This window comes from Bradyrhizobium liaoningense (assembly GCF_018130785.1).
Taxonomy (GTDB): domain Bacteria; phylum Pseudomonadota; class Alphaproteobacteria; order Rhizobiales; family Xanthobacteraceae; genus Bradyrhizobium; species Bradyrhizobium liaoningense_A.
The window spans coordinates 13,449-30,278 of sequence record NZ_JAFCJT010000043.1 but is presented as its reverse complement, the minus strand read 5'-3'; the positions used below and the strand labels follow the sequence as shown (position 1 = coordinate 30,278).

Below are 16,830 nucleotides of genomic sequence, written 5' to 3'. Positions count from 1 at the left end.
GAAGTGGGAGACACCCAAAGAATCCAGTTCCAACCGCTTCGCAACGCCCATCCGCCGCCATATGCGATTCCCCTACCCTCCAGGGGAGGGTAAGCGATCATCCCTTCAATCGTTCCGCGTGCCAGTGCAGGTGATCACTCATGAACGTCGAGATGAAATAATAGCTGTGGTCATATCCCGCCTGTCGCCGCAGCGTCAGCGGGATGTTGGCCTTGGTGCAGGCCGCTTGCAGCAATTCGGGCTTCAGCTGTTCCTTCAAAAAGTTGTCGGCATCGCCGACGTCGACCAGGAAGCCGGAATATTTCGCGCCGTCCTCGATGAGCGCCACCGTGTCGTGGTTGCGCCAGGCGTCCTTGTTTGGCCCGAGATAGCCGGTCAGCGCCTTGATGCCCCAGGGCACCTGCGACGGCGCCACGATCGGGGCGAAGGCGCTGGCCGCGCGGTAGCGGTGCGGGTTGCGCAGCGCCACCGTCAGCGCGCCGTGGCCACCCATGGAATGGCCCATCACCGATTGCCGCTTGGCGTCGACGGGAAAATTTCCCGCCACGAGCTTGGGCAATTCGTCGGTGACGTAGCTCCACATGCGATAATTGCGTGCGAACGGCTCTTGCGTCGCATCGACATAGAAGCCGGCGCCAAGGCCGAAATCATAGGCATTGTTAGCGTCGCCCGGGACGTCGGGCCCGCGCGGGCTCGTGTCGGGCGCGACGAAGATCAGGCCGAGCTCGGCGCAGGCTTTGCGGAATTCGCCCTTCTCGGTGACGTTGGCATGGGTGCAGGTGAGCCCGGAGAGATACCAGACCACGGGAAGCTTTGCGCCCTGCGCATGCGGGGGAACATAGACCGAGAACACCATATCGGTTCCGGTCGCCTGGCTGGCATGGCGGTACACGCCCTGAACGCCGCCATAGGATGTGTTGGTCGAGACAGTCTGGATCGTCATGCCGTTATGCTCCGTGGCATCTAACCACATCAGGATTGCAACGCTTGTGTGACCGAATTCGTGGCGTGTGCGCGTCAGGCGACGCCGCTATCGATCGCCAGCCGGACCAGCTCGACCGAGGTCTTCACGCCGAGCTTCTGGCGCATGATCGAGGAGGTGTTGGCGACCGTCTTGTAGGACGATTGCACCAGCCAGGCGATCTCGGACAAGCTCTTTCCGGCGCTGAGCAGCCGCAGGATTTCCATCTCGCGCGCGTTCAGCTTCGACAGCGGGCTTTGCGCCAGCGTCGGTCCCGCAAACGCGATGCTGCGCGCGATCGCTGTCGGCAGATAGGTGCCGCCGCCCCCGACGGCGCGGATCGCCTCGACGAGGTCGTCGGGGTCGCCGGTCTTGGAGACGTAGCCCTTGGCCCCGCACTCGATCGCGCGCGCGGCGAATGCAGGGTCGTCGTTCATGCTGAACATGATGATGCGTGCCTCGGGCGCGCGTTCGAGGATGCGGCGCGCGAGCTCGAAGCCGGAGACGGTCGGCAGGTTGATGTCGATGATCGAGAGGTCGGGGCGCTCGACAATGAAGACGCATTCGCCGTCTTCGGCGTCGGCGGCCTCCAAAATCTCGATCTCGCCCTCGTCGGCCAGCACGGCACGGCAGCCGGAAGCCACGATGGGATGATCGTCCACGATCAGAATGCGCATAGGCGTTCCCCGCGACAGCGGCGACCTGTTCTGCGCCGCATGATGCGACCAAGGAAGACGCACGCGTCTCATGTCGCCTCATGCAACCCGGTCGGGATTGCTGTACGCTTACGATTAGATATCGGGCGCTTCGCCTCTGTCAACGTCATCGGACAGGCGCAGGCCAACCTTCGCGAGGCACGGGCGGCACCAATGTGGCAAAATCTATCGTTGCGCGCGCGTATCAACCTTCTGCTGGCGCTGCTACTGGCACTGGGACTCGCCGTCAATATCGGCCGCCAGGTCGCGGAAGCCGGGCCGCGCGTGCAGGCCGAGGACCAGAGCGTGATCCGGCTTGCGCGCGAATTCATCGAGATGATCGTTGCGGATCTGAACGAGGCGCCCGATCCGGATGCCAGGCTGAACCAGATCGCGCGCGATCTGAGCCGCCTGCGCCATGTCAGCATCGCGCTTCAGGACGCCGGCGGGAACCCGCTGACGCCGCCGCGGCCCGCCGACGACGACGCGCGCGGGCCGCCGGCCTGGTTCGTCGGCCTGGTTCATCCCGAGCAGACTGCGGTGAGCGTGCCCGTCTCGGTCCATGGCAAGCCGGGCTCGCTGGTGATCACCGCACATCCCGATGACGAGATCGCCGAGATCTGGGACGCCATCGTGACCCAGCTCGAGGTCGGCTCGGTGATCGCACTCGCGCTGTTCCTGGTGATGATGACGGTCGTCGGCCGCGCGCTCACGCCGCTCCAGTCGCTGGCGGACACGATGGCCGAGCTCGAAGGCGGGCGCTATCAGGCGCGCGTCGCGCCGGGCGGCGCGCCTGAGCTCGCCGCGATCTGCACCAAGCTCAACCATCTTGCCGCGACGCTCGGCGAGGCGGTGGAGGACAAGCGGCGCCTCGCCGAGCGCACGGTGTCGCTCCAGGACGTCGAGCGCAAGGAGATCGCGCGCGAGCTGCACGACGAGTTCGGGCCGTATCTGTTCTCGCTGCGCGCGCATGCGAGCGCGCTGGCGAAGCAGGCTGATGGACGGGCCCCGAGCGCGGATGCCGTGCGAAAGCATGGCAGCGCCATGCTGGAGCAGATCAACGCGCTCCAGCAGTTCAATCGCCGCGTGCTGGAGCGGCTCCGGCCCGTCGGCCTTGCCGAACTCGGCCTGCGCCAGGCGCTGGAATCCCTGTCACGGCTATGGCGGGAGTCGCATCCCGATGTCGCGATAAAGACTGTGATCTCGCCGGCGCTGGGGGTCACCGGCGAGACCGCCGACCTCACCATCTACCGCATCGTGCAGGAGGCGCTCACCAACGTGTTCCGCCATGCCGGCGCGACCTCGGTGAATGTCGTCATCGAACCCGTGGAGCCGGCGGAGCGCGACGGCCGCGGCTGTGCCCGGGTGCGGGTCAGCGACAATGGCCGCGGCATGGAGCCGGGCCAGAAGCTCGGCTTCGGCCTCGTCGGCATGCGCGAGCGCATTCTGGCGCTGGGCGGCACGCTCAACGTCGTCTCCGGCGACGGCGGCTTGACCGTGGAGGCGCTGGTTCCGACGGCGGCGGCCTGACCTCATCGGGAAAAATTCCCGATTTGGTCGGGAAAACGGGTGCGGATCATGCCAGACCTTTTGTGGCTGGCGCGCGAACGGCCGCCGATTACACTCGTCTCGACCAAACGGCGAAAATCAAAACGGCCTGTGGTCACGGATGGGAAGGCGGGGATGGGCAAGCGTCTTTGGTTCAAGCGTCGTGTGTTGATGGCCTCGGTGTCGACGGGGCTGATGTCGGGGTTGGTCTTCGCAGGCCCTGCCGGGGCCGCGCCGGACGAGCAGACCAACATCCAGAACCTGCCGGCGGTCGAGATCACGGCACCGCCGCCGCCGGCCGTGAGGCGCAGTGCGCCAACGCGGCCGGTCGCGCGCATAGGGGCGCCGTCCTCCGCCGCCCCGAAGACACGCCTTTACGTCTACCCAACCTCGCCGGGCACCGGCCGAGGCCTCGACGTCGACAAGGTCCCGTCCGCGATCAATGCGGTTGATGCCAGCCAGATCAGGCGTACCGCCTCGCCAGATATCGCCGTTGCCCTGCAGCAGTACGTGCCTGGTCTCAGCATCAATGAAGTGACCGGCAATCCATTCCAGCCCGATGTGCAGTTTCGCGGCTTCATCGCTTCACCTCTGGCCGGCACGCCGCAGGGCCTCGCCGTCTACCAGAACGGCGTACGCATCAACGAGGCGTTTTCCGACACTGTTAATTGGGATCTGATCCCGACGGCTGCGATCCGATCGGCAGTGGTCGTAACTAACAATCCGGCATACGGCCTTAACGCGCTCGGCGGCGCCATCGATCTGCAGATGAAGAACGGCTTCAACTATCAAGGTGCCGAAATCGACATCATGGGCGGTTCGTTCGGCCGCATCCAGGGCTCCGCGCAATGGGGCAAGCAGGTCGACAATAATTGGTCGGTCTACGGAGCGCTCGAAGGCGTTCACGACAATGGTTTCCGCAATTTCTCGAAATCGGATGTCCGGCGCTTCTATGGCGATGTCGGGTATCGCTTCGAAGGCAACGAGTTTCATCTCAATGGCGGCGTCGCCAACAATTCCCTGGCAGGACCCAGCACTGTTCCGGCCGAACTGCTCCAGCAATATTGGGGCGCGACCTACACGACGCCGCAAACCATCTCCAACAAGGTCGGCTATCTCAACCTGACCGGCAAGGTGGAGGCGACGCCGACCTGGACCTTTGAGGGCACGGCGCATCTGCGGAGCTTCAGACAGAGTACCGTGGACGGAAATCCGACCGATGCCCAGGCGTGTGCCGATCCAACCCTTCTGTGCTTTGGCGATGATACGGTCCCGGCCTTTGGCCTGAATGGCGTTCAGCTCGCCAACCCGTTTGCGCCGGACGCGATACTCGGCGAGATCGATCGCACCAGCACGAAATCGACCACCTTTGGTGTATCCGGTCAGGCGACCAACAGCGACCAGCTGTTCGGTCATGAGAACCGCTTCGTAGTTGGCGCGAGCTATGATGTCAGCAGCACGCGCTTCACCGGCAGCGCCGAATTGGGAACGATAGGCACGAACTATGTCGTCACTGGCAGCGGCATTTTCCTGGGCCAGTCCGGCGACCCGACATCGATCGGCCCGGTGTCGCTTCGCACCGTCAATCAATATCAGGGGCTCTATGCCCTCGACACGTTTAACGTGGATGATCGCTTCGCGATCACGGGAGGCGGGCGGTTCAATGCGGCCCATATCTCCCTGATGGACCAGCTCGGCACCGCGCTCAACGGCGATCATAACTATAATCGATTCAATCCCATCATCGGCGGCACCTACAAGATCACCTCTGAAGTGACAGCCTATGCGGGCTATTCCGAAGCCAACCGGGTGCCGACGCCGCTCGAACTCGGCTGCGCCGATCCGGCTAGGCCATGCATCATCGGGCAGTTCCTGATCGCTGACCCCCCGCTTCAGCAAGTCGTATCGAAGACGTTCGAAGCGGGCTTCCGCGGCACCAAGCAATTGAACATTGGCACGCTCGGGTGGAAACTCGGTGCCTACCGGGCGACCAACTATGACGACATTCTCGCGACTCCGATTCCTGGATTGACCGGCTTCGGTTTTTTCCAGAACGTCGGCCGGACACGTAGGCAGGGTGTCGAAGCCGAGGTGAGCATCAAGTCGAATGTGCTTCAGTTCCAGGCGAGCTATGCGTTCTTGGACGCACGCTTCCTCGACGCGCTGACGCTTGGCTCGGATAGCCCGTTCGCCGACGCCGACGGCAATATCCAGGTCTTGCCGGGCAATCACATTCCGCGCCTCCCTAGCCACCTTGTTAAGGCAAGCATCGAATATGCGGTTACCGATGTCTGGAAGGTCGGGGGTGACGCGCTCTTTGTCTCGAGCCAGTACTTCGTCGGCGATGAGTCCAACCAGTTTCCGAAGCTGCCGTCCTACGCCGTGTTCAATCTCCACACCTCTTACCAGATCACCAAGAACCTGCAGATTTACGGTCGCGTCAGCAACATCTTCGACAACCGCTACTCGACCCTTGGCACCTTCTTCGATAGGGAAGCCTTGCCCAACTTCACCAATGGCGGTGCGGAATTTAACGACCCGCGATCGCTGAGCCCGGCAAGGCCCCGTGCGTTCTATGCAGGCATGCGGATGACGTTCTGAGTTCGACACGCAAGCCCTGCCGCCTCTGTAGGGCGAGAGACATCATCTTTACTCCGCCCAACCTCGGGCGAGGATCGCCGCTTGCTGCAAGGAAATGCGCCGGACCAGCGGGTCTGCATGGCGGTGTACCAGCTGCCAGTCCGTGCCGTCCTTGCGATAGATCTCCGTGACGCGCAGCGACCAGTCCTGGGCAGGCAGGCCGCCGACCTCCGCGCGCTGGTGTTCGATCATGACGAGCGCGATGAGCCCGTTCGAGGCATAGCTCTGTACGACCTCCAATCCGGTTTCCCCGTTCCTGAAATATTGCGCCAGGTCAGCCAGCCGTTTTGGGCTGTCGTCGAATCCGAGGCTGGCAGGGCCACCGAAGGGCTGCATCAGCGTGAAATCCGGGGCAATGCGGACGAGCTGCGACCAGCGGTCCATGTCGCCACGCATGAAGGCGGCATTCTTCTCGCCGGCGAGCTTGATGAGACCGGCTGTCGCATCGTCCTCGGCGGTCGCGCCGGCTGAAAGCTGAGCGGAAGCAGGAATTGCCGCTGCCGCCATCATCATCGAGCGCCTCGACATCGTGTGCGGCAAGTCCTGGTTGTCCGGCGAGCCATGGCCTTTGCTCACCTCTTTCGACCTTCTGATCATTTCGAGGCTCCTGATTGCACGATCTACGCATTCCATGAGGCCTTGATCTCGATGAATCTAGCGATATGATTTCAGCAATATGCTGAACCAGATTGATCTATCCAGGATCGAACTGAATCTCCTTGTGCTCTTCCGCGTGGTCCTGGAAGAACGCCATGTCGCGCGCGCAGCCGCGCGACTGAACCTGACGCCGTCCGCTGTCAGCCACGCGCTTGGCCGGCTGCGCCTTGTTTTGAACGACCCGCTGTTCCTGCGAACGCCGAAGGGCGTCGTTCCAACGGAGCGGGCCCTGGAGCTTGATCACCCGATCGCTGAAATCATCGCGCGCGTCGAACAACTGGTTGGCTCGGCTAGACCATTCGACCCTGCAAAAAGCCATCGCCGTTTTACGATCGGGGCACCCGATGCTGTTCTCGCCTCGACAACGGGGCAACTACTGGGTTCGATCGCGAGCAGGGCGCCCCACATCGACATCGGATTGATCCATGTGATGCCCGCGCCCCGCGGCGGCGCGATCGGCGAGCCCTGGCACGAGTGCCTCGAGATGCTCGAAAGACGAGAGCTGGACATGGCGATGCTGCCGCTGCCGGCGGTATCGCCGCGTTTCGAGGCCCGCAGGCTCTACGACGAGGAATTCGTTCTGGCCATGCGCAAGGGACACGCCTTCGCCAGAGCTCCGACACCTGCGGCTTTCTCGCAATCTCAGCATCTGCTGGTGTCTCTCAGCGGTGAGCCACGCGGCTTCGTCGATGAGATGTTGGCAAAGCGCGGTCTCAAGCGCCGCATTGCCTTGACTGTCCCGAACTTTATGATGGCGCTGGTCCAGCTTGCAGGGTCCGAACTGATCGCTGCATTGCCGCGGCGTCTGGTGCAGCAGCACGCCGGGCATTTCGGATTGATGTTCGTAGAGCTGCCCTTCGCCCGTAAACCGGATACGATCTGCGCCATCGCGACCAAGGCCGCGATGAAGGACGCCGGTGTTGCATGGCTGATGGAAGTTATCTTCGCCTCGGTCGGAGCAGGTCGGAACCGCAATCGGTAGCGCGCGCTCGCTCAGTTGGGCGGCCTCCAAACGATTTCCTCCGTCCAGCCCAGATCGGCAAACTCGGATGCCCTCAACGGCGCTTCGGCAGCTGAAAAGAACTCGTCGAGCTGCGGCGGCTTGATTCGCGTTCCCGATAACATCGTGTGCGCCTGCCCACGGTGGTGAATTTGATGCTGGATGAGATGCATCAGCAGCCGGTCGCGTCGCTCTATCTGGACGCCAGAATCTCGATTGATCGGCACGTCTTCGCTCAACGAGGCGGGTGTCAGAGCATCGCAGACGCCGATGAAGCGGCGGTCCATCGATGCTTGAGTTTCCGAGAGCCCTGCAAGAGCTGGAAATGGGATCGGATCCTCCCAAGCCTTCGTCCCAAGCCATCCGCCCTCGAGTGCATCGACGCAAAAGACGTCAACGACGTAAATATGGTTCAACGTCCGCTGCAGGCTCGGGAAATCCGCTCGACCTCAAATTCGCCTTGGCTCAGCTCGGCGCACGCGCGGAGCAATCGGTGGTTCGCCCAGGCATTGTTATAGGCGAAGGCGCGATAGCTTTGAACGATCGACATTGCAAACCCCGCGACCTGCTTGGCGCCGCGCTCCTTTACCGATCGGAAACCATAGCAAATGATCTGAAAATTGTAACGAAACGACTTGGCTGTTTCCGGGTAGGTTTGCCGGAGGGCCCGTCCGATGACAGAGCACCAGTTGCGAGAGCAGGAATTCCTGATCGCGCGTTACAGGCGTCTGGAGCGCGAAGTCACCGATCCACTTGCCGCGTGTCTGCTTCACAGCATCATCGAGGAGCTTGAAGAGGAGCTGCGCAGGGACCACCCGGATTGGCACGGGCCGCGTGATTAACCGTTTCTTAGCGCTAATCATGCGGATTATTCGCGAGGGAATGTCAAGGGAGACTGCTCCCATGCTCAAGGACGGCACCTACGCGGCTTGGTACAAGACGCCGCTCGACCAGGGTACCGGGATCGTCCATGTCGCAGATGGCCAGATCTGGGGCCGCGATAGCCTGATGACCTATCACGGCTCCTGCAACGTATCGCTTCACCGCCATCGTGCTGACGAAGCGTCATACCGATGGGCGTGTAACGGTCTTCGGCGTCGAAGACGAACTCACGTTGGAGATCGAGGGGACGTGCCCCGGCAAGATCGCGACTTACACCGCGACGGCTGGACAGGCGCCGGGCGTCGTGCTCCAGGGAACGCTCATTCGGACCGAACAGCCGACGCCGGCCCCCGAACAGATCGCGAAGGTCCCCCCGTTCGATCCCGGCAAGCTCCCGAAATTGCCGAAGCGCTCGCGCTGACCGCACGCGCGGGCGCCCTGCGCCTTGCTCCGGCATCGGCCCTTCGGCTGCAATCGAACGCGGGCTGCGTCAGTTCGCCCAACCCAATTCGTGCCAATCCGGAAGAATTCCGGGCCTGTGCCTGATAGCTGCGTACCTCCGTACCGGCTGAGCACTGGCCACAACCGATGATCCCGCTCGATCCCGATATCACCCGATCCAATTTGCCAGGGTCCGGATCGACCGCGTCCTGTGCCTGCGACACCTTGTCGAGTTGCTGTGGCCACAAGGTCGGCGATCGCGCGACGCCTCTGCAGAACGGCCGACCGGTCGACCATCGCTGCGCTGAGGGCTGAACAGGCAATGTCGGGTCCGGAAGTTACATTTGGACCATTTCGTTTCAGCCTGGCCAGACGCCTGCTGTTGCACGGTGAGACGCCCGTCAGGATTGGCTCGCGCGCGGCGGCGATCCTGGGTGCTCTCCTGGAAGCTCCGGGTGAGCTCGTCTCGAGGTCTGTGCTCTACGATCGGGCATGGCCCGGGAGGATCGTGACCGAGGCCAATCTCAAGGTTCAGATCTCCGGCCTGAGAAAAGCGCTTCGTGAATACGGCGACCTGATCCGCGCAGAGGCATCCTTCGGATACCGCTTCGTCGGGGAGGTCAGCGTCTATCGCGCACCGAAGCGCCGGTGCCGGGCGCCGGGCGCGACAAGCACGCCGATCGGCCGCGGTGCGGTGATCGGCAACATCAGGGAGTTGCTGCAGAACAAGCGGCTCGTCACGGTCCTGGGGCCCGGTGGAATCGGCAAGACGACCGTGGCGCTTGCCGTGGCGAGTGAGCTCGAAGCGGTCTATGCCGACGGTGTCTGCCTTGTCGAGCTCGACCGCATCACTGACGGCAGTCAGGTCTATGCGGCGGTTACCGGCGCGCTAGATCTGCCGGTTCACGTCGCCGCAAGTCTCGATCAGGTGTTGCTGGCCCTCCACGGCCGACACCTGCTGCTGGTCCTGGATTCCTGCGAGCATGTCACCGAGAATGTCGCGCTTCTCGTTGAAGCGGTGCTCAGCGATACAAGCGACGTCCACATTCTGGTGACGACCCGCGAAACCATGCGGATCGAAGGCGAGCTGGTCTGGCGTCTCGATCCGCTGGAAACACCGCCGTCGTCTGTTCCGGTCACAGCGGAGAACCTTCAGGATTATTCATCGGCCCAGCTGTTCACGCGAACCGTCTGCCAGAGACTTCCGGGCTTCGAGATCGACGATACCGTCGCAGCAGCGATCGCGGAGATTTGCCGGCATCTCGATGGAATGCCCCTGGCCATCGAGCTCGCTGCTTCGATGGTCGACGTCCTCGGCGTCGACGAGGTTCGCCGCGGGCTTGACGAACGGTTCTCCCTGCTCTGGGTCGATCGCCGGACCGCGATTCCGCGTCATCGCTCGCTCGCGGCCACGATCGACTGGAGCTACAATCTGCTTCCCGAAAGGGAGCGGGTGGTGCTCGGGCGTCTTTCCATTTTTGCCGGGCCGTTCACGCTCGATGCTGCGATTGCGGTTGCCAGCGATGACGATCTGGACATGGCAAGTGTCCGCGAAGCGGTGGCCGCATTGGCGGGCAAGTCGCTTCTGAGCCTCGATCATCGGGCCACGCTGCTGGAATATCGCCTGCTGGAGACCACGCGGGCCTACGCCAGCAGGGCATCGAGCACGGCAGGCGATCGGCAAAGGGTGCACGAGCGCCACGCGCGCTATTTCCTCGACGTGCTGGAACGGAGGGATTGGGACGCCTGCGATTCCGTCGCGGACAGTGCGCAGCTGCGTGGTTACATCGACGAGGTTCGCGTCGCTCTCGATTGGGCGTTTTCCGTCAACCCCGGCCTCGGGATCGCGCTGGTTCTTGCAGCCGAGCGTCTATGGCTCGAGTTCACGTCCCTCGCGCGAGGCGTTCCTCATCTCGAGCTGGCGTTGCGCTTTGCCGACAGCAGTCCCGATTTCGGGCCCGCCGTGAGATCTCGCGTGCTGGTCGCGCTCGCGGCGGCGCAGGTCTATGTGCCGGGTCTCGAGGGTGCGAGCCTCTACGAACACGCCTGGCGGGCAGCGCAAATCGCGCGCAACGATCTCCTGGAGATGCGCGCGCTCTACGGAATCATTCAGAACATGCTCCTGACCCGGCGTCCCGCCTCGCCGTACATCGATGCGTTCGCAGCGGTATGCAGGAGATCGAACGATGCGGTGATGTCGCGGCTTCTCCTGCGCTGGTCCGCCTTCCAGGCTTTTGAGGCCTCCGACATGAAGTTGGCGCACCAGAAGTTCGAGGCGTTCCTGGACGACCGAACGGTGATCCCGCGAAGAGTTTCGCTTTATTTTGGCGGTATCGACTCGATCATCTCCTGCAGGGTCGGGCTCGGGCTCGCCAAATATTATCTGGGCTATTCCGATCAGGCGCGGTCTCTGCTGGCTTCGACCGTCAGCCAGGCGGAAAACCAGGGCCACGTGACAACCCTGTATTTCGTGCTCGCCCAGGGCGCTATCTGGGCTCACCTCGCATCGGGCGATTTTCAACGCGTCAGGCTATATTTGCGGAAGCTCGAGGCTGTTTCCAGCCTCTATCGTCCATGGCGCGTTCTGGTCGATGTCTTTCAGGCTCTTCTGATCCGCGAGGAAGCCCGTGACCTCGAAGCGGCAGAGCGTAGCCTGACCCGTAGTCTGCAGGACGGATTTATCCTGAAGACTGGGACGCTTCATCCGATCCTGTGGGTTGAACTTGCGGAGACGCGACGCTTGTTAGGTGATCTGGATGGAGCGGAGGCCGCGGCAAAGCAGGCGATGACACAATGCCTCGGCGACCGGGATGGCCGGTTCATTGGACGATACAACCCCGTCCTCGCAAGGATCCTGATGGCGCGTAATCGGCCGGGCGATCTGGATGCCGCGAGAAACCTGTTCGTGGGCGCGATCGAATTGATGCGCTCGCAGGGCATCTATTTCCATGAATGCGATGCCAGCGTCGGTCTCGCCGAACTGGAGCTGGTCGCCGGACGACCGGCGGTCGCGCACGCCGTCCTCGGCGACTTGCTGGGACGTCTCGGCGACCGGGAGCACGTTCCCGGGCTGGCCCGGGCGCGGGAAATTCTTGACGAGACCAGAGGGGAGGCGATCGCGCGGCGGCAGATCGCCCGCTTGTCCTGATCCCCAAAGCTGATCCGGACCCGAAGGGCCGCGTTAGCGCAAAGTGCGAAGCGGTTTTCCGGAAAGATCATGCGTAAACGACCTAAAGCGCGATGACCATTCCTCCAATCTCTTCGCGCTTTAGAGCGTTGCTGCTGCCTTTGCGATGAATTCCGCAACCACTTCGGGTTGGGACAGCATCGGCACATGCGAGCTGTCCAGCACCAGGAGGTCAGTTAAACAAGGTAAAAACCGCAAGCGGGTTCAGGCCGCCGTCGATGGTCCGATGCGACGGCCTCCGGGCGGAGTTCAACCGCCGCCATGGCCAAGGATTTCCAGCCGCCTGACCACGACGCCACCTTCCGCCAACTCGGGAAGCCGGCCGAACCACTGCTGGACATAGGGCATGGCGTTGTGGGCCTCGAAGTCGTCGCGGGTTGCGAAGATCTCATAGAAGATGAAGCGTCCCGGTGTCTCGCGATCTTCCTGGAAGAAGTAGACGAGGTTCTTTGGATCGCTGCGGACAAGCGCGACGAGCGGCAGCGTTGCTTCGCGAAGCGCGCGTTCCTTGCCCGGCTTGGCTCGCACTTCGGCGACAACCGAATAGGCACCGTCGGGAATGGCGCGATAGCGAACGCCGTCGCGCTCCTGTGCGGCGGCCGGCGCCGCGCCGCCGAGTAAAGCAGCAGCGAGGGCCAGGATCATTCGTGTTCGTGACGTCATGGGGATCATCCTCCGGTACGCGCGCATGCTCTTGCAGGGCAGGGGCTCACAGGAACAGGCGTCGTGCTGCTCTAGCCCCGCTGCTGGCGGCCGGCGAGCGCGTCACTGAAGCGTTTCTTGACCGGCCCCAGGGCCTTGACGAATTCAAGCTGTTCTCCCTCGGGACCCTTGCAGTAGATCAGCTCCCAGCCTTCCGAGAGGCCCTGCGTGATGCGATTGGTGTTCGCCTCGATCGGGGCGGCGCGGCGTTGCTGCTCGGACGTCACGGTGATCACACGATTGGCCCGCACCTGCGTCATGCCGCGGCGCGCCGATTCTGCTTCGAGGTCTTGGATGAACTTGTTGAAGTCGACGTCATCCCTCACATAGAAGCAAATGTGCATGGAGCGTGGAAACGCCGGGCTCATGTGATCGCGAGGCTCTGCGAAGCTGTCGCCGCTGCCCGACGGCTGACCGGCGTCGCGATATTGCAGAAGCTCGATCACGACGTTGTCGAACTGGACGAAGCGCACGTCGAGGCGTTGGGTGCCGCCCCTGAGATCGGGAACCCCGATCGTGCGCGGGTTGACATGACGCTCGCGCGCTTCGATTTCCTGATCGGTCAAGAGCGTGTTGTGGATCGGCTCACCCTGGAAGTCGCCATCGCGGAAAATCTCGGTGCCGCCCAGCACTTCGGTGTAGAACTCGAAGGCGCGATTCATGTTTTGCACGGTCACGCCGAAATGCTGAACGCCTTGCAACCGCGCGCCGAGCGGCGCGGAATCGCGCGCAGCTGAAGCGGGACGGGGAGCGCCTTGGGCATTCACAATCGAAGGGCTGGTCGCCGCCATTCCCGCCAGCATGGCTCCGGCCGTGAGAAGAACATCCCGGCGTCCGATGCCGGTCGTCTCGAGGTCTGTCTCTTCGGTCATCTTCCGTCTCCATCGCTTGATCGACATGGTGCGACGTAAAGCTTGCTGGAGAACGGAGAGTTTTGCAGGTTAATTGAGGTAAAATCTGTCGTGGGTCGGTGTGCCGCAAATTCTGCATCCGCAAATCCCGACCTCACGCCTTCTCAAACCGCCTGCGACGCGCCATTGTGCCGCAGCATCAGCATCACCTTCGGAGCAGCATCAATGTCGGACAAGGTCTCGCGTCGCCAGTTTGCCAAGCTGGCGGGATTGTCCGCGGCTGGGGTGGCAAGTCCCTTGGGCACCGCCGAGGCCAAGCCGGCACCGGCTCCGCGAGGCATGGATGGCTTTCCGGCGGGCTTTGTCTGGGGCACGGCGACCTCGTCCTATCAGGTCGAGGGCGCGGTGAATGAGGACGGGCGAGGGGCCTCGATCTGGGACAAGTTCGTCCGCATTCCCGGCAAGATCGAGGACGGCACCACCGGCGACCGCGCCAACGAGCACTATCACCGTTACAGGGAAGACATCGCGCTCATCAAGGACCTCGGCTGCAAGGCCTATCGCTTCTCGGTGGCCTGGCCACGGGTGTTCCCGGACGGCGACGGCAAGCCCAACCCGAAGGGGCTGGACTTCTACAATCGGCTCATTGACGAGCTGTTGAAGAACGGCATCGAGCCGTGGCTGACGCTCTATCACTGGGACCTGCCGCAATCGCTCCAGGACCGTTTTGGCGGCTGGCGCTCGACCGAGACCTGCAAGATCTTTGGCGACTATGCGGGCTATGTCGCCGAGCGCCTGACCGATCGCGTCAAGAACGTGTTCACGCTGAACGAGAGCGGCCGTTTCGTTCCGTTCGGCTATGGCCTCGGCATCGATGCGCCCGGCATGACGCTGCCGCAAGGCGAGGTCAACCAGATCAGGCACAACAGCGCGCTCGCGCACGGGATCGCGGTGCAGGCGGTGCGGGCGCGCGGCCGTCGCGGCACCCGGATCGGGCCGGCCGAGAACATCGACGTCTGCGTCCCGGCGATCGACACGCCGGAGCATGTCCGCGCCGCCGAGATCGCGCTGCGCGAGATGAATGCAGGCTATCTCAACGTCATCATGACGGGGCAATATACCGACGCCTTCCTGAAATATGCGGGGGCCAATGCTCCGAAATACACCGCCGCCGAGCTGAAGATCATCTCCTCGCCGGTCGACTTCCTCGGCCTCAACATCTACGCGCCGCAGAACTACGTGGTGCCGTCCGACCAGGGCGCAGGGTTCATGCCGCTGCCGATCCCGAAATCCTTTCCGCATATGAGTTCGGACTGGCTCCGCATCGCACCGGAGACGATCTACTGGGTGCCGAAGCTGGCGGCCAGGATCTGGAAGACGGATGCGATCTATATCACCGAGAATGGCACCTCCGGCGACGATGTGGTCACGCCCGACGGCAAGATCTATGACACCGACCGCATCATGTATCTGCGCAACTATCTCGCCCAGCTCCAGCGCGCCACCGCCGAGGGCGTGCCGGTGCGCGGCTACTTCCTCTGGAGCCTGATGGACAATTTCGAGTGGGTGTTCGGGCTCAACAAGCGCTTCGGGCTCTATCACGTCAATTTCGACACCCAGGTGCGCACGCCGAAGCTCAGCGCGACCTTCTACCGCAACGTGATCGCAAAGAACGCGGCGGGGGCGTAGCTTTCTCTCCCTCTCCCGGATTTTCCGCCGTGCGTAAAATCCGACCTCTTCCCGCAGGCGGGGCGAGGTGACGCAAGATCGCGCGGCCACGGCCGTTTAGCCTGACAAGCCAATCGCTTCACCGGTATCACCGCGCCTCATGCGGAACCCGCGCTTCTACTGTGCATGGGGTTGTTTTTCAGTTTTTTGCAAGGAGGCCGCGCGGCACCGCACGTTGACTCCACTCTTCCCCTGATTCAGAAACGACATCAACACCCATAAACAAGAGGAACAACGCCAATGGCTGACGCGCTGATCATAGATGCCTGCCGGACCCCGCGCGGCGTCGGCAAGGCCGGCAAGGGAGCACTCTCGGGCATTCATCCGCAGCAGCTCGGCGCGACCGTGCTGCGTGCGCTCGCCGATCGCACCGGCATCGACACCGCCGATGTCGACGACATCGTGTGGGGCTGCAGCGCGCAGGTCGCGACCCAAGGCGGCGACCTCGGCCGCATGTCGGCGCTCGATGCCGGCTACGACGTGCGCGCGAGCGCCGTGACGCTCGACCGCTTCTGCGGCTCCGGCATCACCAGCGTCAACATGGCCGCGGCCTCGATCATGTCGGGCACCGAAGACCTCGTCATCGCCGGCGGCTGCGAGATGATGTCGATGGAGGGACGCCGCGGCGGCGGTCCGATGATGATGGACTCCGGCAATCTGCGCCTGCGTGCGCGGCATCCGCAGTCGCATCAGGGCGTCTGCGCCGACGCGATCGCGACGCTGGAAGGCATCACGCGGCAGGACGTCGACGCGCTCGGCCTCGAAAGCCAGAAGCGCGCGGCGCAAGCGATAGCCGGCGGTCACTTCAAGAAGAGCCTCGTGCCTGTTCATCGCGAGGACGGCAGCCTCGCGCTCGACCATGAAGAGTATCCGCGGCCGCAGACCACGATGGAAGGCCTCGGCGCGCTGAAGCCTGCATTCCCCGCCATCGCCGACTATGCGCTCGACGACAAGGGCACGACCTATCGCGGGCTGATCCTGCAGAAGTACCCGGACCTCAACATCGACTTCATGCATCACGCCGGCAACTCGTCCGGCGTCGTCGATGGCGCTGCCGCGATCCTTCTCGCGTCGCCCGCTTACGCCAAGGCGCATGGCCTCAAGCCGCGCGCCCGCGTCGTCGCGATGGCCAACATGGGGGACTCGCCGACCCTGATGCTGAACGCGCCGGTGCCGGCCACGCGCAAGGTGCTGGCCAAGGCGGGACTGACCGTCGACGACATCGATCTGTTCGAGATCAACGAGGCCTTTGCGGTGGTGGCGGAAAAGTACATCCGCGACCTCAAGCTCGATCGCGCCAAGGTCAACGTCAATGGCGGCTCGATCGCGCTCGGCCATCCCATCGGCGCCACCGGCTCGATCCTGATCGGCACCATGCTCGACGAGCTCGAACGGCGCGACCTCAAGCGCGGTCTCGTCACCATGTGCGCCGCCGGCGGCATGGCGCCTGCGGTCATCATCGAGCGTATCTAGCGCGAGCGAAACTCGTCGCGCCCCCGTAAGAACAGGGTGAGAGAGCAACTGAGGCGCCGCAACAC

At 63.2% G+C, this 16,830-nt stretch carries 12 protein-coding genes and 2 pseudogenes; 8 read left to right on the top strand and 6 right to left on the bottom strand.

Translation table 11 applies throughout. The features are described 5' to 3' along the window. Positions 1-97: 97 nt before the first annotated feature. Both fghA and JQ627_RS38110 read right to left on the bottom strand, forming a co-directional pair. Positions 98-943, bottom strand: a complete 846-nt coding sequence (gene fghA / locus JQ627_RS38115) for an S-formylglutathione hydrolase (RefSeq protein ID WP_212489457.1) — start codon at positions 941-943, stop codon at positions 98-100. A 74-nt stretch (positions 944-1,017) separates the two neighbouring features. Continuing rightward, positions 1,018-1,638: a response regulator transcription factor gene (locus JQ627_RS38110; RefSeq protein ID WP_212489456.1), complete on the bottom strand. Its 621-nt coding sequence runs from the start codon at positions 1,636-1,638 to the stop codon at positions 1,018-1,020. A gap of 192 nt (positions 1,639-1,830) precedes the next feature. Between JQ627_RS38110 and JQ627_RS38105 the strand changes: the two genes are divergently transcribed. Both JQ627_RS38105 and JQ627_RS38100 read left to right on the top strand, forming a co-directional pair. Continuing rightward, a complete protein-coding gene (locus tag JQ627_RS38105; RefSeq protein WP_212489455.1) occupies positions 1,831-3,186 on the top strand; it encodes a histidine kinase in 1,356 nt (451 codons plus the stop codon). Between the two features lie 153 nt (positions 3,187-3,339). Next, positions 3,340-5,805 carry a TonB-dependent receptor gene (locus JQ627_RS38100; RefSeq protein WP_212489461.1) on the top strand — a complete coding sequence of 822 codons (2,466 nt, stop codon included), beginning with the start codon at positions 3,340-3,342 and terminating at the stop codon, positions 5,803-5,805. 48 nt (positions 5,806-5,853) lie between these two features. Here the strand turns inward: JQ627_RS38100 and JQ627_RS38095 are convergent, their stop codons facing one another. Continuing rightward, complete coding sequence (locus JQ627_RS38095; RefSeq protein WP_249143731.1) at positions 5,854-6,441, bottom strand: nuclear transport factor 2 family protein; 588 nt, start codon at positions 6,439-6,441, stop codon at positions 5,854-5,856. Positions 6,442-6,520: 79 nt separating this feature from the next. Here JQ627_RS38095 and JQ627_RS38090 point away from each other — a divergent pair, with 79 nt between their 5' ends. Continuing rightward, positions 6,521-7,483: a LysR family transcriptional regulator gene (locus tag JQ627_RS38090; RefSeq protein ID WP_212489454.1), complete on the top strand. Its 963-nt coding sequence runs from the start codon at positions 6,521-6,523 to the stop codon at positions 7,481-7,483. Between the two features lie 11 nt (positions 7,484-7,494). Here JQ627_RS38090 and JQ627_RS38085 read toward each other — a convergent pair. Next, positions 7,495-8,051 (bottom strand): annotated as a pseudogene (locus JQ627_RS38085) (DinB family protein). A gap of 124 nt (positions 8,052-8,175) precedes the next feature. Here JQ627_RS38085 and JQ627_RS38080 point away from each other — a divergent pair. From JQ627_RS38080 to JQ627_RS38070, 3 genes and pseudogenes are all read left to right on the top strand, one after another. Further along, the gene (locus JQ627_RS38080) at positions 8,176-8,343 is read left to right on the top strand and encodes a hypothetical protein (RefSeq protein WP_212489453.1); all 168 of its coding nucleotides are present in this window, start codon (positions 8,176-8,178) and stop codon (positions 8,341-8,343) included. Positions 8,344-8,404: 61 nt separating this feature from the next. After that, positions 8,405-8,804: pseudogene (locus JQ627_RS39750) on the top strand (hypothetical protein). A gap of 342 nt (positions 8,805-9,146) precedes the next feature. Then, positions 9,147-11,972: a winged helix-turn-helix domain-containing protein gene (locus JQ627_RS38070; RefSeq protein ID WP_249143729.1), complete on the top strand. Its 2,826-nt coding sequence runs from the start codon at positions 9,147-9,149 to the stop codon at positions 11,970-11,972. A 288-nt stretch (positions 11,973-12,260) separates the two neighbouring features. Here JQ627_RS38070 and JQ627_RS38065 read toward each other — a convergent pair whose 3' ends face one another. Both JQ627_RS38065 and JQ627_RS38060 read right to left on the bottom strand, forming a co-directional pair. Then, positions 12,261-12,674, bottom strand: a complete 414-nt coding sequence (locus JQ627_RS38065; RefSeq protein ID WP_245285673.1) for a putative quinol monooxygenase — start codon at positions 12,672-12,674, stop codon at positions 12,261-12,263. 71 nt (positions 12,675-12,745) lie between these two features. Further along, positions 12,746-13,612 carry a VOC family protein gene (locus tag JQ627_RS38060; RefSeq protein ID WP_249143728.1) on the bottom strand — a complete coding sequence of 289 codons (867 nt, stop codon included), beginning with the start codon at positions 13,610-13,612 and terminating at the stop codon, positions 12,746-12,748. 177 nt (positions 13,613-13,789) lie between these two features. Between JQ627_RS38060 and JQ627_RS38055 the strand changes: the two genes are divergently transcribed. Next, positions 13,790-15,253: a GH1 family beta-glucosidase gene (locus tag JQ627_RS38055; protein WP_212489451.1), complete on the top strand. Its 1,464-nt coding sequence runs from the start codon at positions 13,790-13,792 to the stop codon at positions 15,251-15,253. Between the two features lie 279 nt (positions 15,254-15,532). Further along, positions 15,533-16,765: an acetyl-CoA C-acetyltransferase gene (locus tag JQ627_RS38050; protein ID WP_212489450.1), complete on the top strand. Its 1,233-nt coding sequence runs from the start codon at positions 15,533-15,535 to the stop codon at positions 16,763-16,765. Positions 16,766-16,830: the final 65 nt, after the last annotated feature.

Coding starts and splice junctions, on each gene's coding strand:
- JQ627_RS38100 (WP_212489461.1), top strand. CDS start 3,340: ATGGGCAAGCGTCTTTGGTTCAAGCGTCGTGTGTTGATGGCCTCGGTG.
- JQ627_RS38095 (WP_249143731.1), bottom strand. CDS start 6,441: ATGATCAGAAGGTCGAAAGAGGTGAGCAAAGGCCATGGCTCGCCGGAC.
- fghA (WP_212489457.1), bottom strand. CDS start 943: ATGACGATCCAGACTGTCTCGACCAACACATCCTATGGCGGCGTTCAG.
- JQ627_RS38080 (WP_212489453.1), top strand. CDS start 8,176: ATGACAGAGCACCAGTTGCGAGAGCAGGAATTCCTGATCGCGCGTTAC.
- JQ627_RS38090 (WP_212489454.1), top strand. CDS start 6,521: ATGCTGAACCAGATTGATCTATCCAGGATCGAACTGAATCTCCTTGTG.
- JQ627_RS38110 (WP_212489456.1), bottom strand. CDS start 1,638: ATGCGCATTCTGATCGTGGACGATCATCCCATCGTGGCTTCCGGCTGC.
- JQ627_RS38050 (WP_212489450.1), top strand. CDS start 15,533: ATGGCTGACGCGCTGATCATAGATGCCTGCCGGACCCCGCGCGGCGTC.
- JQ627_RS38070 (WP_249143729.1), top strand. CDS start 9,147: ATGTCGGGTCCGGAAGTTACATTTGGACCATTTCGTTTCAGCCTGGCC.
- JQ627_RS38060 (WP_249143728.1), bottom strand. CDS start 13,612: ATGTCGATCAAGCGATGGAGACGGAAGATGACCGAAGAGACAGACCTC.
- JQ627_RS38065 (WP_245285673.1), bottom strand. CDS start 12,674: ATGACGTCACGAACACGAATGATCCTGGCCCTCGCTGCTGCTTTACTC.
- JQ627_RS38105 (WP_212489455.1), top strand. CDS start 1,831: ATGTGGCAAAATCTATCGTTGCGCGCGCGTATCAACCTTCTGCTGGCG.
- JQ627_RS38055 (WP_212489451.1), top strand. CDS start 13,790: ATGTCGGACAAGGTCTCGCGTCGCCAGTTTGCCAAGCTGGCGGGATTG.